The 17,971-nt window shown below is 74.7% G+C and carries 19 protein-coding genes; 10 read left to right on the top strand and 9 right to left on the bottom strand.

Going from position 1 to position 17,971, the window contains the following annotated elements; translation table 11 throughout:
- Positions 1 to 85 precede the first annotated feature (85 nt).
- Positions 86 to 880 (top strand): maleylpyruvate isomerase family mycothiol-dependent enzyme, encoded by a 795-nt coding sequence (locus tag KV205_RS06435; protein ID WP_265862889.1) that lies wholly within the window; start codon positions 86 to 88, stop codon positions 878 to 880.
- Here KV205_RS06435 and KV205_RS06430 read toward each other — a convergent pair.
- Together KV205_RS06430 and KV205_RS06425 are read right to left on the bottom strand one after the other, a co-directional pair.
- Positions 877 to 1,815, bottom strand: coding sequence for a ketopantoate reductase family protein (locus KV205_RS06430; protein WP_265862888.1), 939 nt, complete (start codon positions 1,813 to 1,815; stop codon positions 877 to 879). The genes KV205_RS06435 and KV205_RS06430 overlap by 4 nt on opposite strands.
- Before the next feature lie 6 nt (positions 1,816 to 1,821).
- Positions 1,822 to 2,373 (bottom strand): helix-turn-helix domain-containing protein, encoded by a 552-nt coding sequence (locus KV205_RS06425; RefSeq protein ID WP_265862887.1) that lies wholly within the window; start codon positions 2,371 to 2,373, stop codon positions 1,822 to 1,824.
- Positions 2,374 to 2,462: 89 nt separating this feature from the next.
- Here KV205_RS06425 and KV205_RS06420 point away from each other — a divergent pair, with 89 nt between their 5' ends.
- From KV205_RS06420 to KV205_RS06410, 3 genes are all read left to right on the top strand, one after another.
- Complete coding sequence (locus tag KV205_RS06420; protein ID WP_265862886.1) at positions 2,463 to 3,674, top strand: ROK family transcriptional regulator; 1,212 nt, start codon at positions 2,463 to 2,465, stop codon at positions 3,672 to 3,674.
- Between the two features lie 82 nt (positions 3,675 to 3,756).
- Positions 3,757 to 5,238, top strand: a complete 1,482-nt coding sequence (locus KV205_RS06415) for an ABC transporter permease (RefSeq protein WP_265862885.1) — start codon at positions 3,757 to 3,759, stop codon at positions 5,236 to 5,238.
- A gap of 46 nt (positions 5,239 to 5,284) precedes the next feature.
- On the top strand, positions 5,285 to 5,995 hold the full coding sequence (locus KV205_RS06410) for an ABC transporter ATP-binding protein (RefSeq protein WP_265862884.1): 711 nt from the start codon (positions 5,285 to 5,287) through the stop codon (positions 5,993 to 5,995).
- Between the two features lie 3 nt (positions 5,996 to 5,998).
- Here KV205_RS06410 and KV205_RS06405 read toward each other — a convergent pair whose 3' ends face one another.
- Both KV205_RS06405 and KV205_RS06400 read right to left on the bottom strand, forming a co-directional pair.
- Positions 5,999 to 6,970 carry a M23 family metallopeptidase gene (locus KV205_RS06405; RefSeq protein WP_265862883.1) on the bottom strand — a complete coding sequence of 324 codons (972 nt, stop codon included), beginning with the start codon at positions 6,968 to 6,970 and terminating at the stop codon, positions 5,999 to 6,001.
- Positions 6,971 to 6,993: 23 nt separating this feature from the next.
- The gene (locus tag KV205_RS06400; protein ID WP_265862882.1) at positions 6,994 to 8,031 is read right to left on the bottom strand and encodes an SPFH domain-containing protein; all 1,038 of its coding nucleotides are present in this window, start codon (positions 8,029 to 8,031) and stop codon (positions 6,994 to 6,996) included.
- A gap of 179 nt (positions 8,032 to 8,210) precedes the next feature.
- Between KV205_RS06400 and KV205_RS06395 the strand changes: the two genes are divergently transcribed.
- Complete coding sequence (locus KV205_RS06395; protein ID WP_265862881.1) at positions 8,211 to 9,647, top strand: WGR domain-containing protein; 1,437 nt, start codon at positions 8,211 to 8,213, stop codon at positions 9,645 to 9,647.
- Positions 9,644 to 10,117 (top strand): hypothetical protein, encoded by a 474-nt coding sequence (locus KV205_RS06390; protein WP_265862880.1) that lies wholly within the window; start codon positions 9,644 to 9,646, stop codon positions 10,115 to 10,117. The genes KV205_RS06395 and KV205_RS06390 overlap by 4 nt, the downstream gene beginning before the upstream one ends.
- Before the next feature lie 11 nt (positions 10,118 to 10,128).
- Here KV205_RS06390 and KV205_RS06385 read toward each other — a convergent pair whose 3' ends face one another.
- From KV205_RS06385 to KV205_RS06375, 3 genes are all read right to left on the bottom strand, one after another.
- Positions 10,129 to 10,551, bottom strand: coding sequence for a DUF350 domain-containing protein (locus KV205_RS06385; RefSeq protein ID WP_265862878.1), 423 nt, complete (start codon positions 10,549 to 10,551; stop codon positions 10,129 to 10,131).
- 143 nt (positions 10,552 to 10,694) lie between these two features.
- Positions 10,695 to 11,312, bottom strand: a complete 618-nt coding sequence (locus KV205_RS06380; RefSeq protein WP_265862876.1) for an HdeD family acid-resistance protein — start codon at positions 11,310 to 11,312, stop codon at positions 10,695 to 10,697.
- Positions 11,313 to 11,376: 64 nt separating this feature from the next.
- Complete coding sequence (locus KV205_RS06375) at positions 11,377 to 12,753, bottom strand: dipeptidase (protein WP_265862875.1); 1,377 nt, start codon at positions 12,751 to 12,753, stop codon at positions 11,377 to 11,379.
- 210 nt (positions 12,754 to 12,963) lie between these two features.
- Between KV205_RS06375 and KV205_RS06370 the strand changes: the two genes are divergently transcribed.
- From KV205_RS06370 to opcA, 3 genes are all read left to right on the top strand, one after another.
- Positions 12,964 to 13,578 (top strand): DoxX family protein, encoded by a 615-nt coding sequence (locus tag KV205_RS06370; protein ID WP_265862872.1) that lies wholly within the window; start codon positions 12,964 to 12,966, stop codon positions 13,576 to 13,578.
- A gap of 3 nt (positions 13,579 to 13,581) precedes the next feature.
- Positions 13,582 to 14,502: an NADP-dependent oxidoreductase gene (locus tag KV205_RS06365; RefSeq protein WP_265862871.1), complete on the top strand. Its 921-nt coding sequence runs from the start codon at positions 13,582 to 13,584 to the stop codon at positions 14,500 to 14,502.
- A 127-nt stretch (positions 14,503 to 14,629) separates the two neighbouring features.
- The gene (gene opcA, locus KV205_RS06360) at positions 14,630 to 15,541 is read left to right on the top strand and encodes a glucose-6-phosphate dehydrogenase assembly protein OpcA (RefSeq protein WP_265862870.1); all 912 of its coding nucleotides are present in this window, start codon (positions 14,630 to 14,632) and stop codon (positions 15,539 to 15,541) included.
- 56 nt (positions 15,542 to 15,597) lie between these two features.
- On the opposite strand, the gene KV205_RS06355 is transcribed toward opcA, so the two are convergent.
- Both KV205_RS06355 and KV205_RS06350 read right to left on the bottom strand, forming a co-directional pair.
- The gene (locus KV205_RS06355) at positions 15,598 to 15,948 is read right to left on the bottom strand and encodes a class I SAM-dependent methyltransferase (protein ID WP_265862869.1); all 351 of its coding nucleotides are present in this window, start codon (positions 15,946 to 15,948) and stop codon (positions 15,598 to 15,600) included.
- A gap of 182 nt (positions 15,949 to 16,130) precedes the next feature.
- Complete coding sequence (locus tag KV205_RS06350; RefSeq protein ID WP_265862867.1) at positions 16,131 to 17,264, bottom strand: winged helix DNA-binding domain-containing protein; 1,134 nt, start codon at positions 17,262 to 17,264, stop codon at positions 16,131 to 16,133.
- Between the two features lie 82 nt (positions 17,265 to 17,346).
- Between KV205_RS06350 and KV205_RS06345 the strand changes: the two genes are divergently transcribed.
- Entirely contained in the window at positions 17,347 to 17,880 is a 534-nt protein-coding gene (locus KV205_RS06345) for a hypothetical protein (RefSeq protein ID WP_265862866.1), read from the top strand.
- Positions 17,881 to 17,971 lie beyond the last annotated feature (91 nt).

Here is a 17,971-nt window from a genome sequence, read left to right as displayed (position 1 = left end):
CGAGACGGGCGCCCCCGGCCCTGGGCAGCGGCCGGAGGCGCCCCTACTCTTGCCCTACTGGTGAGTAGGACAAGGGGGCGGGGAGATGACCGTGCTGCCGGACGGGCTCGCGGAGGCGATACGCGACACCGCGCGGGACATCGCCGAGGTGATACGGGCCGCCCCCGACACCTCCGCACCCGTGCCCCGCTCCACCTGGAGCATCGGCGAGGCCGCCGCCCACCTCGCCCAGGCCAACGAGCTGATGGCCGACCTCGCGGCCGGCCGCCCCCGCCCGTACGGCGACGGCACACCGCAGAGCCTCGCCGCCGCCAACGAAGAAGCCCTCGCCGCCTTCCCGGAGCGCGCCGCCGGCCCCCTCGCCGACCTCGTCCACGACCAGGCGCTCGCCTTCCTCGACGCCGTCGAACAGGGCGACCCCGCCGAACTCCTCGACACCCCGCTCGGCCCGCTCGACCGCCCGACCCTCGGCTCCTACCTGCTCACCCACATGCTCGGCCACGGCTACGACCTGGCCCGCGCCCTCGGCCGCCCGCACATGGTGGACCGCACCCGGGTCGAGCTGACCCTCCCCTTCATGCTCGCCGCGATGCCCCGGGTCACCGCCCCGGACGCCGTCGCCGGACTCACCGCCCGCTACCGGGTACGCCTCTGGGGCGGCGCCCGGTTCGGCGTGGCCGTCGCCGACGGCCGGGTGACCACCGGCCCCGACACCGCCGCCCGCCCCGACTGCACGGTCCTCACCGAACCGGTCGCCTTCCTCCTGATGGCCCTCGGCCGCATCGACCCCCGCCCCGTGATGGCCACCGGCCGCGCCCTCGCCTGGGGCCGCAAGCCCTGGCTCGGCCCCCGCTTCCCGAGCCTCTTCGTGGCACCCTAGGACGTCTTCTCCACGCGCGCCTGGTGCACCCGCAGGTTCAGCGTCGCCAGGTCCATCAGCGGCGTCGGCACGCCGAGCCGGCGGGCCCGGGCCACCAGGTCGCCGAAGAGGTGCTCCACCTCGGTGGGCGCGCCGGAGGCCAGGTCCCGGTAGAGCGAGGGCACCAGCGGCGAGCCCGTCGCCGTCACCACGTCCAGGTTCTCCTGCCGCTCCGCGTCCGGCACCGGATGCCCGGCGGCCGCCGCCACCGCGCACGCCTCGTCCAGGAGCGCCGTCGCCAGTTCCGTACCGCCCGGCACCGCGTTGATCTCGCCGACCGTGCCGCGCATCAGGCTGGTCAGCGCACCGATCGTGGTGATGAAGACCCACTTGTGCCACATCGCCGTCACCGCGTTCTCCGGCACCCGCGCGTCGATGCCCGCGCCGGCCAGCACCGCGCGGACCGCCTCCACCCGGGGCGTCACCGTGCCGTCCTGTTCACCGAGGAGCAGCTGCGCGAGCGGCGCGAGCCGCAGGATGTCGCCGGTGTCCTGGTCCAGCGTGGTGACCATCTTCGTCACCGCGCCCAGCACCCGGTCCGCCCCGAACCGCTCGTTCAGGGCCTCCAGATGGGCCAGCCCGTTGAGCTGCGGCACGATCACCGTGTCCGGGCCGACGGCCGGCCCGAGATCCTCCGCCGCGCGTGCCAGCCCGGCGGCCTTCACCGAGAGCAGCACCAGGTCGTACGCGACGGGCGCGGCCGCCAGCTCGTCGGCGGTGACGAGGACCGGGTCGATCCGCCACTCCTCCTCCCGCCCCACCACCCGCAGGCCCCGCTCGCGCAGCGCCGCGGCCCGCGCGGGCCGCACCAGGAAGGTGACGTCCTGTCCGGCCCGGGCGAGCATCGCCCCGAAACAGCCACCGGTGGCACCGGCGCCGACGACCAGAATCTTCATGGTGGTTCAGCCTCTCTTGGATACGGAGGTACGAGGGAGGAGCGGGGTCAGCAGCCGGTGCGGGCGGGCCAGCGCCGCCGTCACCGGATCGGCGTCCGGCCCGGCCGGCGCGGCGCCCGGGCCCGGGGCGACGACCAGGTCGCCGACCGGCACCTCGGCGCCGCAGCCCGTACAGCACCCGTCCTCGCCGACGCGCGTGTCGTCGCCGGCATGCAGATAGACGCGGCGCGGACCACCGCCCTGGGACGGGTAGAAACGGTCGCCCCAGTCGCTCAGGGCGCGCACCGCCGGCCACAGCGCGCGGCCCTTGTCGGTGAGCACGTACACCTCGCGCCGGCCGCCGTCGGGCCGCCGCTGGAGCACCCCGGCCGCGGTGAGCGTGGCGAGCCGGTCGGTGAGCACGGCCCGCGGCACCGCGAGGTGCGCGGCGAACTCGCCGAAACGGCGCACACCGAGGAACGCGTCGCGCAGGATCAGCAGCGTCCAGCGCTCGCCCACGACCTCCATGGCGCGGGACAGGGCGCAGCTCTGCCCGCGGTAGTCACGCGGAAGTGTCATGCTCACACCCTAGCCCAAAGAGTTCGGTCACCGAACTGAAGTGCGCGGGCCGGGCCGTTCCACCGCCCGCCGGTTAGGCTCTGCGCACGATGAACAGGCGCAAGGACACACCGGAGCCCAAGGCCGACAAGGCGGGCGTACGCCGGCACAACCTCAGCCTCGTGCTGCGCACCGTGCACGAGAGCGGCGAGACCACGCGCGCGGCCGTCGCCGCCCGGGTCGGCCTCACCCGCGCCGCGGTGTCCTCGCTCGTCGAACAGCTCCTGGAACGCGGCCTGCTCGTCGAGTCCGGCAAGACCTTCAGCGGCCAGGCCGGCCGCCCCGGCACCGTCCTCAAACCGGCCGCCACCGGCCCCGCCGGGCTCGGCGTCGAGCTCAACGTCGACTACGTCAGCGTCTGCGTCGCCGACCTCGGCGGCGCCGGCCGGGTCCGCCGCACCGTCCCGCTCGACAACCGTGCCCTCGCCCCCGTCGAGGTGCTGCGCCGGGCCGCCGGCGTCGCCGCCGACGTGCTCGCCGAGGCCGCCGCCCGGGACCTGCGGCCCACCGGCGTCCGGCTCGCCCTGCCCGGCCTGGTCTCCGGCGGCACCGTCCAACAGGCCCCCAACCTCGGCTGGAACCGGGTCGACGCGGACGCCCTGTTCACCCGCGCCCTCGCCGCCGCCCGCCCGCCCGGCGCCCCCGTGCTGCCGGTCGCCTCCGACAACGAGGCCAATGTCGCGGCCCTCGCCGAGCTGTGGTTCGGCGACCTCGGGGCCGTACGCACCTTCCTGCACGTCACCGGCGAGATCGGGGTCGGCGGCGCGATCGTCCTCGACGGCGAACTACTGCGCGGCGCCCACGGCTTCGCCGGCGAGATCGGCCACCTCACCGTGCTGCCCGACGGCCCGCGCTGCCGCTGCGGCTCGCACGGCTGCCTGGAGCGGTACGCCGGCCAGGCGGCCCTGCTGCGCGCCGCCGGGGTCCGCGGCGTCGACACCCTGGTACGGCGCGCCGAGGACGCCGAACCCCGCGCCCTCGCCGCCCTGGAGGAGGCCGGCCGGATGCTCGGCGTCGCCGTCTCCGGCGCCGTCAACCTCCTCGACCCGCAGGCCGTCGTCCTCGGCGGCATCTACCCGCGCCTGATGCCCTGGCTGGCCCCCGCCGCCGAGGCCGAACTCGCCCGCCGCGTCGTCTCCGGCCTCTGGACCCCCGCCAAGGGCCGCCTCCGCGCCGCCACCACCACCGCCGACGCCGCCCGCGGCGCCGCCGCCCTCGTCATCCAGGACATCCTGGCCGACCCCCTGGCGTACGACGGCTGAACGGCCGTCCCGGCGCAGACTCTCATCCCGCTCTCACGCGGGCCTTATCCCGCCATCACCAGGCGCCCCTAGCTTCGCGCCCATGTTCTTCACCTACCTCCGGCGCGAACTGCGCCGCCGCAGAAAGGCGGCGCTCGTCGTCGCCTCCGGGCTCGCGCTGGGCATCGCGCTGGTCATCGTCGTCAACTCCGTGTCCTCCGGCATGAAGCAGGCCCAGGGCAAGGTCCTGGAATCGCTCTACGGCCTCGGCACGGACCTCACGGTCACCAAGGCGCAGGAGCAGCCCGAGGCGGGCGGGCAGGCGCAGCGGCCGCGGTTCGAGTTCCAGGGGCGGGACGAGGGGGAGGAGCAGAGCAGCGACCGGCTGATGGTGCAGGGGTTCCAGACGCTGCCGGACACCACGGTCGGCACCGTCGCGAAGCAGGACGGCGTGGCCAAGGCGGTCGGCGGCCTGAGCCTGGTCGACCTGAAGATCAACGGCGAGTTCAAGCGCGGCGCCATCCAGCGCGGCCAGGGCGGCCAGAAGACCGAGGGCGTCGGCCCCGGCGGCGCGGGCGGTTCCGGCTCCGGCGACACCGTGGTCGGCGGCGGCGCCGCCTTCGACGTCAACTCCTTCACCCTCTACGGCACCGACGTCACCACCCCCGACCTCGGCCCCCTCACCACCTCCACCGTCACCTCGGGCCGCGGCTTCAAGACCACCGAGACGGACGCCGCCGTCGCCGTCCTCGACAGCGCCTACGCCCAAAAAGAGGGCCTCACCGTCGGCAAGACCCTCACCGTCAAGGGCGTGAAGCTCACTGTCATCGGCATCGCGACGGCCGACAGCGGCCAGGCCGCCGCCCAGGTCTATCTGCCGCTCCAGCGCGCCCAGACCCTCGCCGACGCCAAGGGCAAGATCACCACCGTCTACGTCCAGGCCACCGACTCCAAGGAGATCGACGCGGTCAAGACCGCCATCCAGAAGAACGTCACCGGCACCACCGTCACCACCTCCGCCGACCTCGCGCAGACCGTCTCCGGCTCCCTCGACACCGCCGCCGGCCTCGCCACGACCGTCGGCCGCTGGCTCTCCTACGCGGTGCTCGTCGCCGCCGTCCTGGTCGCCGGACTGCTCACCTCCGCGGCCGTCAGCCGCCGGGTCCGCGAGTTCGGCACCCTCAAGGCGCTCGGCTGGAAGAGCGGCCGGGTCACCCGGCAGGTCGTCGGCGAGGCCCTGGTCAACGGCCTCATCGGCGGCGCCCTCGGCATCGCCGTCGGCCTCGGCGGCGCCTGGCTCGTCACGACCGTCAGCCCCACCCTCACCGCCCAGCTCGGCGGCGGCACGGGCGGCGGCGGCCTCGGCGGACCCGGCGGCGGCCGGATGCTCATGGGCGGCGGACCCGGTGCGGCCGCCGGCGGCGCCGGACGGTCCCTCGACATCGCCCTGACCGCCCCGGTCAGCCTGACCACCGTCGGCCTCGCCGTGCTGCTCGCCCTCGGCGGCGGGCTCGTCGCGGGCGGCTTCGGCGCCTGGCGCGCCGCCCGCCTCCGTCCGGCGGACGCGCTGCGCCGCGTCGAGTAGTCCGCGCCCCGCGCCCCCACCCCCGTACCGCGCACAGGAGAACACCATGTACGAACTCACCGGCGTCACCAAGCAGTACCGGCGCGGCCAGGAGAGGGTGGACGCCCTCGCCGGCGTCGACCTGACCGTCCGGGAGGGCGACCGCCTCGTCATCCAGGGCCCCACCGGCGGCGGCAAGTCCACCCTCCTCCAGATGCTCGGCGGCCTCGACCGCCCCACCTCGGGCAGCGTCCTGCTCGACGGCACCGACCTGGCGACGGTCTCCGAGCGCCGGCTCACCGACCTGCGCAGCCGGCTCATCGGCTTCGTCTTCCAGAGCTTCAACCTGATCCCCACGCTCACCGCGCAGGAGAACGTGGAGACCGCGCTCGTCCCGCTCGGCGTCCGCACCGCCGAACGCCGCCGGCGCGCCGCCGAGGCCCTGGACTCCGTCGGCCTCGGCGAGCGCGCCGGGCACCTGCCCTCCGAACTGTCCGGCGGCCAGCAGCAGCGCGTGGCCATCGCCCGGGCCCTGGTGAAGCAGCCGAAAGTGCTGCTCGCCGACGAACCGACCGGCAACCTCGACGAGTCGATGCGCGACGAGATCGTCGACCTGCTCGAAGGGCTCTGGAAGGAACACGGGCTGACCTTCGTGATGGTCACCCACGACAGCGCCGTCGCCCGCCGCGCCCCGCGCCTGGCGACGCTCCGCAAGGGCCGGATCACCCTCAAGGAGAACCACCGGGCGGCGGAGGCGGTCCGAGCCCGGACCGCATAGGCCTCAGACGCGTACGCCGTGGGCGCGCAGATACGTCAGCGGGTCGACGTCCGAGCCGAAGGACGCCCCGGTCCGCACCTCGAAGTGGAGGTGCGGACCGGTCACCCGGCCCGTGGCGCCGGAGCGGGCGATCCGCCGTCCCGCCGACACGCTGTCGCCCACCGACACCTCGATACGGGAGAGATGGGCGTACTGCGTGTAGCGGCCGTCGGCGTGCCGGATCACCACCTCGTAGCCGTAGCTCCGGCCGTAGCCCGCGCGCACCACCCGGCCGGGACCGACCGCGCGCACCGCCGTGCCCGTGGGCACCGCGAAGTCCTGGCCGGTGTGATAGCCCCTCGACCAGGAGCCGCGCTCGCCGTAGGAGGCGGTGAAGCGGTACGAGGAGACCGGCGTCGTCCAGCCACGGGGCGCCGCGGTCCCCGTCCCCGTCCCCGTCCCCGTTCCCGTCCCGGAACCGCCGCCGGTCCGGAGCTCGTACTTCTCCCGGTGGCTGGTCCAGTACCAGTGACCGCCGCTCCTGAACCAGTAGACGCGGTCCCGGGCGTCCCAGCCCTGACGGCCCCGGAAGACCGGCTCGCCGTGGGGACGGCCCGACTGCGTCTTCGGCTGGGCGCCGGTGCGCTGGGCGTACACGTCCCGGTGGCTGGTCCAGCGCCACTCGCCGGCGGCGTTGCGGAACCAGTACCGGGAGCCGTCCCAACCCGCGTGGGAGGGAGCGGGTTCGGCCGCGGCCGGAGTCGCGCCGGTGCCCGCGAGGACCGCCGCGCCCAGCGTCGCCAGCACCGCGCACCGCACCCCGCGCAGGGCGGCCGGGCCACCGCCGCGCCCCGCGCGGGCGGCGGCCCGGGCCGCCGCGCAGGCCGCGCAGTCGCAGTCCTCGGCCGGCTCGTCGGTGAAGCCGGGCGCGCGCAGCTCCAGGGCGTCGGCCACGCGCCGGTCCGTTCGCACGGCCTCGTTCCTCAGTTCTGCCACGTCTGCCACCTCTGTCACTCCTGTCACTCCTGTCCCCGCTCGGGCCCGCCGCCCTGCCGCGTGTAGAAGGCCACGGTCAAGTCCTTGACCAGGGCCTGGCGTTCGAAGTCGTCCAGCTCGACGAGCCCCCGGGTGGTCAGCCGGGTCACCGTGTCGTCCACGGCATCGATCACGCTGGTCAGCACGGTGTCCCGGTGCTTGGCGTCGAGCGCCGCGACCTGCCGGCGGTGCATCGCCGCGGCCACCTCCGGCGCGTACTCGATCCGGGTCGGCTGCGCCGAGAACACCGCGATCCCGACCGGCCGGCACTCCGCCGCGAGCAGCCGGGTCAGCCGGGCGCCCACCGCCTCCGCGTCCCGCAGGGTGGGCCCGTCGCCGCGGAAGGCGTCGGCGGGCAGCTGCGAGAGGACCCGCGCGGTCGCCGCCTCCACCTGCTCGCGCAGATAGCCGAGATGGTCGTCCACGGCGAGCAGGGCCCGCGCCGTGTCCCGTACCGACCACACCACCAGGACCACGACCCGCAGCGCCGCGCCCTCCGCGTCCACGACGGCGATCGGCTCGCTGCGCCAGTGCCGCAGCCGTACGTCGACCCGGCGGCGCAGCACGAACGGGCTGATCCAGACCAGGCCGGTGCGCCGTACGCTGCCCCGGTAGCGGCCGAACAGCGCCAGCACCCAGGCGGTGCCGGTGCGGCCGCGGGTGAGCCCGCCGAGCGCGAGCACGGTGACGACGGCGCAGCCGGCCAGGGCCGCCCACTCCCAGGGCAGCAGAGCCGCGGCGCGCGGTGGCCGGGCCCGCCACAGCAGCGTGGCCGCCGCGCCGAGTGAGGTCAGCGCGACGAGCACGGCGCACCATCCGGGGAGGGCGGCGCCGGCGCGTTCGGCGAGGTCGGGTTCGTCCGGCGGCGGCCGCAGCGGCGTCGGTTCGGGCACGGGGGCGGGCACGGCGGCGGGCACGGCCGCCGGTTTCGCGGCGCCCCGGAACAGGTCGTTCATCGGTATGCCGTCCGGATGCCGGCGCACCACCCGCACGGGCAGGGGCCGCTTCTGTGGCTCGGTCATGGGGCCCTTCCGGCCGCCTCCTCGGGGAGGTGACGAGGTGTCGGATGATCTTCAGAAACCATCGTCACAGCGGTCGCTGTCCGGAATGCCGCGGCGAAAGTCCTGAATCGGGCGGACTTTGGTCCCGGTCGTCCCGCTCGTCGAGGGCGTTGTCAGTGGCAGCCCGTAGCGTTCTGGGCATGACGACGAAGACCTATCTGGAGCTGTCGCAGGACGGCGGCGGCGCGCACAAGTTCTATGAAGTGACGGTCGACGGCACCGTGGTGTCGGTCCGTTACGGACGGATCGGCGCGGCCGGCCAGACGCAGACCTCGACCTTCGCCACGCCCCAGAAGGCGCAGGCCGCCGCGGCGAAGAAGATAGGGGAGAAGGTGCGCAAGGGGTATGCGCCTGCCGTGCAGGGGCAGCGGGCGCCGCGCTCGGTGACCCGCCGCGCCGTGTCCTCCGCGCCGTCCACGGCCCGCGCGGTCGCGCCCGTCCTGTGGCGCTTCCGCACCGGCTCCGCCGCCTTCGGCATCCATGTCGACGACGAGCGCCTGTGGGTGGGCAACCAGGCGGGCGAGGTCTTCACCCTCGGCCACACCGGCGAGGTCCTGGCCCGCTACAGCCTGCCCGACGGCGTGAAGTGCCTGGTCGCCGACGACTTCTGGATCTACGCGGGCTGCGACGACGGCCGGGTCTACGACCTGTCGTCCAAACTGCCCTTCGCCGCCTACGACATCGCCGCCGACGTCGACATCTTCTGGCTGGACATCCACGAGGGCGTGCTCAACGTGGCCGACCGCTCGGGCCGGCTGACCGTCATCGACCACGAGGACGAGTACCAGTGGGCGCAGGGCGGGCGCGGCGAGCACGCCTGGATGGTGCGCGCCGACGGTGACGCGGTCTACTACGGCGACAGCCGCGGCGTCGCGGCCCACGCCCCCGAGGGCGGGCGCGAGCTGTGGCACACGCCCCTGGAGGGCGGGGTGCTCTTCGGCTGGCAGGAGGACACCTCGGTGTACGCGGGCACCGGCCGCCGCAAGGTGCACCGTCTGGCGAAGCGGGACGGCCGGACGGAGGCGGTCTACAGCTGCGACAGCGTGGTGTATTCGTGCGCCACGTCGCCCGGCGGGCGGTTCGTCTTCGCCGGTGACAGCGCCTCGTCTGTCTACTGCTTCGCGGAGGACGGCACCCGGCTGTGGAAGCTGGGCACCGGCGGCGGTTCGGCGCTCTCGATGCAGTACCGCGACGAGCGGCTGTATCTGGTGACCACGGACGGCTCGCTGCTCTGCGTGGACGCGAGCGAGGCGGCCATCGCCGCCGCCCAGGAGGGCGACGTCCCGGTCGCCCAGGACGTGAAGCTCGCCGCCGCCCTGCCCACCTACGCGCCGGCCACCACGGTCGCCGCCGTCGACGCGGTGAGCAGCGCCCCGGCCGGCTCGATCGTCGTGGAGTGCGTCCAGGAGGGCGGCCGGACCCGGGTCCGGGTGCTGACCGAGGGCTACGACCGCGGGTGGAACGTGCAGTTCCCGCGCGCCATCCGCGAGCCCGGCGCCCGTTACGTGGTCGACGCGCTGCACTCCGCGTCCGGTGGCTTCTACCGGGTGCGCGGCGACATCCGGCGGCTGCTGTGAGCGGCGCCTTCGCCGCGGCCACCGGGGACGGGCCGCCGCTGCCGGAGTCCGACGCGGAGCAGCGCTCCCGCGAGGTGCGGGCGGCGTTCGAAGGGCTGCTGCAGATCCGGCGGATGACCGACCGCCGGGGCGGCGACCCGGCTGCCCGGCCCGCCGCGTGGGAGCTGCACCAGCCCGTACGGGCGGTGGCGCTGGCCCTGGAGGCGGCGAGGCAGCCGCCGTCGGCGGTCGACGCGACGGGCGCCCGCGTGGCGACCGGCTACCGGGTCACGCCGGGCGAGCGCCCCGGCACCGCCGTCGTGGAGTGGCTGGGCCCGCCGGGATCCGGCGCGGCCCAGGGGGAGGAGGCGGCCCTGACCGCCTGCGCGGCCGCCCTCGACCGCCTCGGCTGGGACGCCCTCCTCTACCGGGGCCCGCGCCGCCACCGCCACCTGGAGGTGGAGCCGGCGGACCGGCACCCGGGATCGTAGGGAGTGGTGCGTCAGGCGATCGAGGCCGAGACGATCGCGGCCACGGCGAGGTTGCAGGAGGCCGTCACCCACACCGCCGGGTGCGGCTCCGGGTCGACCAGGGTCGCGCCGAGCTTGCCGGGGGTGACCAGGTCGACGACGAGGAAGGCGACGCCCATCAGGACGAGCCCGAGCAGACCGAACACGGCCGTGGAGACCAGGCCCTTGGCGAAGTCGTCGTAGGTGGTCCAGATGGCGGTGAAGACGATGCCGCCTATGCCGAGCAGTGCGGAGCTGAGCAGGATCGACGCGTTGCGGTTGCGGTCCTCCCAGATCTGCCGGCCGAGCTTGCCGGGGGTCAGGATGTCGACCAGGACGATGCCGAGGATCAGCAGGACGACGCCGAGGGCGCCGTAGGCGGCGGTCCGGCCGAGGCCGTTGACGATGTCGCTCATGGAAAGCCGGGCTCCGGAGGGAAGTGATCGTGAACGATCGCGGTCAAGGACCGGCAAAATGTAGCGCAGGCCCACCCGGCGGGGGCCGGGTGGGCCTGTTCCCTCAGGGATTCCGGGGCCGGCGCGTGCCCTGCGGAAGGTCTCTAGAGGCCCGGCGGAAGGAGCTTGGCCCGCGACCGCACCATGAAGGCCGTCACGATCTCGATCACGCCGACGGCGACCAGCCAGATGCCGGCGAGCAGGATCAGGACCTCCGCCGAGTCCAGCGGCGAGACGATCAGAACCACCCCGGCCAGCGCGCTGATGACGCCCAGGAAGATCTGCCAGCCGCGGGCCGGCATCGTCGGATCGGACGCCGCCGCCACAGTCTGCGTGATGCCGTGGAACAGCCAGCCGATCCCGATCCACAGGGCGAGCAGCAGCACCGACTGCATCGCTCCCCGGAAGCAGAACAGACCGAGCAGGATCGACAGGGCGCCGCTGATGAAGGCCATCACCCGCAGCGCCGTCCGCAGATGGGTGCCGAAGGCGGCGACCAGGTGCAGCACACCGCTGATCAGCAGATACAGACCGAACAGCACACCGGCGACGCGCAGCGACTGCCCCGGCCACACCAGGACGAGCACGCCGACGACGAGGGCGACGAGGCCGGAGATCAGCAGCGCCTGCCAGGCCATGCCGGCCAGCAGGCCGAGCGGCCCGGGCGGCACGTCCTCCGGCGACGACCGTCCGTACGGCGATTCTTCGTGTGTCTGTGTCATGGCGGAACTCCCTTTCCTTCCCGCCCGCTTCTTCGCGCTTCCTGGCGCTTCGTCCCGCGCCCGCTCAGAGCGGGGTCGCGTACGAGCCCAGGAACAGCGCCTCCGTGAGCGCCATGTGCTCGATCTCGGCCGGATCCACGCTCTCGTTGGGCGCGTGGATGAGGCAGCCGGGTTCCTCCACCCCGATCAGGGCGATCTCCGCCGCCGGGAACTGCGAGGCCAGGACGTTGCACAGCGGGATCGAACCGCCCTGCCCCGACTCGACCATCTCCTTCCCGTACGCCGCGCGGAAGGCGGTGGCCAGCGCCCGGTAGGCGGGCCCGTCGGTGCGCGCCCGGAACGGCTGCCCGGCGCTCTCCGGCTCCACCTCCACCCGCGCGCCCCACGGCGCCGCGGCAAGCAGATGGTCGGTGAGCGCCGCCCGCGCCTGTTCGGCGTCCATGCCCGGCGGGACGCGCAGGCTGACCCGGGCCCGTACCTTCGCCTGCACGGCCGCCGAGGAACCCACCACCGGCGGGCAGTCGATGCCGAGCACCGTCACCGCGGGCCGCGCCCACAGCTCGTCGGCCACCGCACCCGAACCGAGCAGCGACACCCCGTCGAGGGCGCCCACATCGGCCCGAAACCGGTCGGCCGGATAGGCGACGCCGTCCCAGGACCCGTCCGCCGGCAGGCCCTTGATCGTGGTGTTGCCGGCCTCGTCGCGCAGGCTGTCGAGGATGCGTACGAGCGCGGCCAGCGCGTCCGGGGCCGGGCCGCCGAACATGCCCGAGTGCATCTCGCCCTTGAGCGTCGTGACGGTCACGACCACGTTGGCGAGACCGCGCAGCGAGGTCGTGGCCGTCGGCAGACCCAGCGCGAAGTTGCCCGTGTCGCACACCAGCAGGCAGTCCGCGTCGAAGAGTTCGGGCTGTCGCGGCACCAGCTGTTCCAGGCCGCCCGTGCCCTGCTCCTCCGAACCCTCGGCCACGAACTTGAGGTTGACCGGGAAGCCCTTGCCGTCCTCGCCGCCGAGCGCCCGCAGCGCCGTCAGATGCATGGCGATGTTGCCCTTGCAGTCCGCGGTGCCCCGCCCGTACCAGCGTCCGTCCCGCTCCGTGAGCTCGAACGGCGGTGTGCGCCAGGCGGCGTCGTCGAGCGGCGGCTGCACGTCGTAGTGGCAGTAGAGCAGCACCGTCGGCGCGCCCTCCGGGCCGGGCGCGTGCCCGACCACCGCGTCCGTGCCGTCCGGGGTGGTCATCCGGCGCATGTCGCGCAGCCCGGCCTCCGAGAACGCCCGCACCAGGTAGTCCGCCGTCGCGGCGCACTCCTCGGGCGGGAACTGCCGGGGGTCGGCGACCGAACGCAGCGCGACCAGGCGCGTCAGGTCCTCCTTGGCCCGCGGCATCAGCGCCCGCACCCTGGCGCGCAGCGCCTCGGTCTCGGCGGCATCGGAGCTCATGCGTCGTCCCCACTCTCGTCGGGCCGGCCCGACGACGGGCCGTCACAGCGCTCTCACTCAAGCACCGGAGGGCGAACACGGCAAAAGATGACCTGTATGGACGAGTAGGGCATCCGGCCCACCGGCGGTACGGGGCGGATCGGCGCACAGTGGAGGGCGAGAGTGCAGGGCGCGCGCACCCGCCGCACCCGTGTCCCACCGGGAGACGACATGACCGCTTTCAACCGACGCGACCTCGGGCTGCTCGTGCTGCGGGTCGGCACCGGTGCCGTCCTCGCCGCGCACGGCACCCAGAAGCTGCTCGGCTGGTTCGGCGGCGGCGGGATCGAGGGCACCACCAAGGCCATGGAGGCGATGGGCTTCCATCCCGGCCGGGAGAGCGCCGTCGCCGCCGGGCTCGGCGAGGCCGGCGGCGGCCTCATGCTCGCCCTCGGCCTGGCCACCCCGGCGGCCGGCGCCGCCGCGGCGGGCGCCATGGCCGGTGCCGTCGCCGTGCACTACCCGGCCGGCTTCTTCGCCATGGGCGGCGGGTACGAGTACCCCGCCTTCCTCGGCTTCACCGCGGCCGCCCTCGGCGTCACCGGCGCCGGCCGGCTCTCCCTCGACCACGCCACCGGCCACGTCCTGGACCGCCCGTGGGTGGTCGTCACCGCCTTCCTCGGCACCGCGATCGCCGCCGCGGCCGTCGTCAACCGCCGGGCCGACGCCCTCGCCGCCCCCGTGCCGGACGAGGCCGCGTCCGGTGAGGCCGCTCCGGCCGCCGCGGGCTCGGCGGCCGAGGAACCCGAACCCGAGCACGGCACCGCCCGCGAGACGGAGAACTGACCCATGAAGGCCATGGCCATGCCCGAGTACGGCGGCGTCGACGCGCTCACCCTGATGGAGCTGCCCGACCCCAAGGTCGCCCCCGGCGAGGTCCTGGTCCAGGTCCGCGCCGCCGGCGTCAACCCGGTCGACTGGAAACTCGCCGCCGGCGGCCTCGACCCGATCATGGTCGGCCACTTCCCGATGATCCCCGGCTGGGACGTCGCCGGAGTCGTCGCGCGCAACGGGCTCGACGCCACGGAGTTCGCCCCCGGCGACGAGGTCATCGGCTACATCCGCAAGGACAGCGCCGAGCACGGCGCCTACGCCGAACAGGTCGCCGTCCCCGTCCGCATGCTCGCCCGCAAGCCCCGCGCCCTGAGCTGGGCCCAGGCCGGCGGTCTGCCGCTCGCCGGCCTCACCGCCCTCCAGGCCGCCGACCGGGTCGGCTGCGCCGCCGGCGACACCGTCCTCGTACACGCCGCCGCCGGCGGAGTGGGCTCGCTCGCCGTGCAGATCCTGACCGCCCGCGGCGCCCGCGTCATCGGCACCGCGAGCCCCGCCAACCACCGCTTCCTGCTCGACCTGGGCGCCGAACCCGTCGCGTACGGCCCCGGACTCGCCGACCGGGTCCGCGAGGCGGCCCCCGACGGCATCGACGCCGCCCTCGACTTCGTCGGCGGCGAGTCCGTCGACGTCTCCGCCGCACTCCTGCGCGACCCCGCCCGGCTCGCCTCCATCACCGACCACCGGGCCGCCGAACTCGGCGGACACTACGTCTGGGTACGGCCCGACGGCGCCGGACTCGCCACCCTGGCCGACCTCGCCGACGAGGGCCGGCTCACCGTCTTCGTGGAGAAGGAACTGCCCCTGCGCGAGGCCGCGGAGGCCTGGCGGCTCAGCAGCGAGGGCCACACCCGGGGCAAACTGGTCCTGACGGTCTGAGGACGCCATGGACATGGACTCCGAGGCCCGTCTCCCGGGAAGATCCGGAGCCGGTCCGGTGCTACGGGGAGAGAGCAGGGGGAGAACCGCGCATGCGGGCACGTGACGGAAGGGACCGGTGGCGGTCATGAAGATCGATCTCACGGACACCAACGCCAGCAGCATCAACAAGGCGATCCTGGAGGCCCGGCGCGCCGTCGGCACCCCGGCCGTCGGCATGGTCCTCACCCTCGTCATCGTCACCGACGAGGAACACGCCTACGACTCCGTGAAGGCCGCCAACGAGGCCTCCCGCGAACACCCCTCGCGCACCCTGGCCGTCATCAAGCGGCGCACCCGCGGCCCGCGCACGCGCAACGAGCCCCGGCTCGACGCCGAGATCCGCGTCGGCACCGACGCCGGGGCCGGCGAGACGGTGCTCCTCCGGATGCACGGCGAGGTCGCCCGACGCGCCGACTCCGTCGTCCTGCCCCTGCTCCTGCCGGACGCGCCGGTCGTCGTCTGGTGGCCGGTCGACGCCCCCGAGGTCCCCTCCCGCGACCCGCTCGGCGTCCTCGCGCAGCGCCGCATCACCGACACCTACGCCGTCGAGGACCCGCTGGCCGCGCTCGCCGCCCGCGCCGCCTCGTACGCCCCGGGCGACACCGACCTCGCCTGGACCCGGCTCACCCCCTGGCGTTCCCTCCTCGCCGCCGCCCTCGACCAGGCCCGTACGACGGTGACCTCGGCCGCCGTGGAGAGCGAGGCGGAGAACCCCAGCGCCGAACTCCTCGCCCGCTGGTTCGGCGACCGCCTGAACGTCCCGGTCGAGCGCGTCGTCACCGACGGCCCCGTGGTCACCGCCGTCCGCCTGGGCACCCCCGACGGCGAGATCGTCATCGACCGCCCCGACGGCCCGGTCGCCCACCTCGCGATCCCCGGCCAGCCCGACCGCGTCATGGCCCTCAAGGTCCGCACCACCGCCGAACTCATCGCCGAGGAACTCCGCCGCCTGGACCCCGACGAGGCCTACGCCTCGGCCCTCCGCCACGGCGAGTGACCGCCGGGCCGGGCCCGCGCACGTACGCCGCGCGCGGGGCCCGGGCCCTCCTGGCGTCACGCCTTGCGGAAGACCATCACGAAGTCGGCCATCTCCCGGACCCGGGGACGCCAGGGTTCCGGCAGGGCCCGGAGGCGGGTGCAGGCGTCGGTGACCAGGGGCATGCCGGGGGACAGGTCGACGCCGTACACCCGGTGGCCGCGCGTGGCCAGTTCGGCCGCCACGATCCCCGGGCCCACCCCGATGTCGAGCACCGGCGCGGCCGGGTCGAGCAGCGGGGCCAGCTGTCCGGCGAAGCCCGCCGCCCGGGCGGTGCCGCCGCGCGAGGCGTCGTACGTCGGCGCGATGGCGTCGAAGGCGGCCGTCCCGCCCCCCGCCGGAGCCCCGGCCGGGGCCGCACCGTTCACGCCCGCCCACCCGTCGCCGCCTCCGCCGCCACCGTCGGCACCGGCGTGAAACTGACCGGCAGCGTCGCCATCCCGCGCAGGATCCCCTCGCGCCGCGTCAGGTCGTGGCGCGCACGGAGATGCTGTGACGCACCTGAGCATCGCATGACCCGCGGCCCCCACGCCCCCCCGCGCCGCGGTGGCTACCCCGGGAGCAGCCGCACCCGCCCGGCCGGCAGCTTCGCCCACCAGTGGCCGTACCGCCGCGCGTACAGCTCCGGATCGCGCCCGGCGAGCAGCGCGCGCAGCGACCGCGCCTCCTCGGCCAGCTCCTCCCACGCCCGCGCGGGCAGCTCCTCGAAGGCCGTCGCCTCGATCCCGCCCTCGGCCGGCCGCCACACCCCCGCCACCCGCCCGTCGACCAGCAGCGTCGGCAGCACGTCGCCGTTCACCCGGATCACCGTCCGCCGCAGCTCCGGCGGCACCAGCCGGCTCCGGTCCGCGTACGCCAGGAGCACGCTGTCCCACATCCCGAGCAGCCGCGCCGGCGCCGGCGTCGCCCCGTCCGGCCGCACCGCCCCCACCAGGTCGAACAACTCCTCCCCGGCGGGACCTTCGAGCCGCTCCACCGCATCACCCAGCTCGCCGAGCGCCCGCCGCACCGGCGCCCGCTTGACCATGCCGAACTGCGCCACGTCCGCCACCGACGCCGGACCGAAGCCCTCCAGATAGCGCACGACCAGCCGGCGCAGCGCCTCCGGCGCCCCCTCCGGGCCCTCCGGCAGCGGACCGCTCCCGGCCGCCACGTACGAGGGCCGGTCGTTGAACGACCAGGGGCCGCCGGTCGGATGGTGATGCAGCGGCGCGTACCCCTTCAGCCCCCACCACGCCCCGTCCCGTGCCGCCGCCCCGACCCGCTCCTCCACCCAGGCCTTCATCTCCGCGCTGCCCCGCGGCACGCTCGCGAACTCGACAAGCCCCGGCACCAGCGCCCGCACCTCCGCCGGCGGCAACCCCGTCCGGCTGCCCAGCTTGGCGGCGTACAGCGTCGGCTGCAGCGCCTCCCGGAAGACCGGATAGTCCTCGGCGTGCACCGCGTGCAGCGTGATCCGCATCAGGGTCGCCTTCACCACCGCACGCTCCGCGAACGCCGCGTCGAGCTCCGCCGGATCGAACCCCACGAGCCGGTTCCACAAGGCCACATACGGCGACCCCGGCAGCTGCGCCTGCAGTGCCACCACCCGCCGCACCCCCTCCGCCACATCCAACCGGGCGCGTTCCAGGAGCAGTTGGCGATGCAGGGTGGACCGGTTGAGTTCCCGCGCGGTGATCTTCACGACGCCCATTCTCCCCGGTGCGCCGCCCGGCCGGATGAAAGAGTGGCGAGGTCGGCACAGGCACGAGGCGGGGGGGTACGGAATGGAGCTCGACGAGTTCGTCAAGGAGGAGCTGGCCCGGCACGACTGGGCGGCGCTGGGCTGCGGCTGCGGCGACAACGCCGAGCACATCCCGCTGCTCTTCGAGACGATACTGACGGCCGAGACGGAGCAGGAGCTGCGGGGGTACTCCATCGACGGGCACGTAGTATGGGACGGCGACGTGTTCGCGTGCACCCCGCCGGCCGTCGGTGTCGTCATGGCCGCGCTCTCCGGCGAGCCGTCGGCCCTCGCGAGGGACAGGCTCGTGTACGCCTTGTGGAGAATCGCCACGGCCGAATTCGCCCCGGCGGAGATCATCGAGCAGGTCCGGACCGCCGTCACCGAAGGGCTCTGGCCGCTCGTACGGATCGGGCTCACGGGGCGTCCACCCGTCGCCGAGACCGTCGCCGAGGTGTTCGAGTGCCTCGACGTCGACGGAGAACGCGCCGCCCACTACCGCCGGCTGCTCGCCGAACGCGCCGCTTCCAGGGGCCGGCGCTGGAAGTCCCCCACTCCTGCCCGTACCCGCACCTGACCTGGCCGACGCGCCGCGTCCCGCCAACCCTTCGCCACCATGTTTCCGCAGTTCGTACGCTCGCTCCGCGCGTCATCCCGTCGCACGCGCA

It is taken from the genome of Streptomyces sp. SKN60 (assembly GCF_026236535.1).
Classification (GTDB): Bacteria; Actinomycetota; Actinomycetes; order Streptomycetales; family Streptomycetaceae; genus Streptomyces.
The sequence above is the reverse complement of the archived record's forward strand: the minus strand, read 5'-3'. Positions and strand labels throughout refer to the sequence as shown.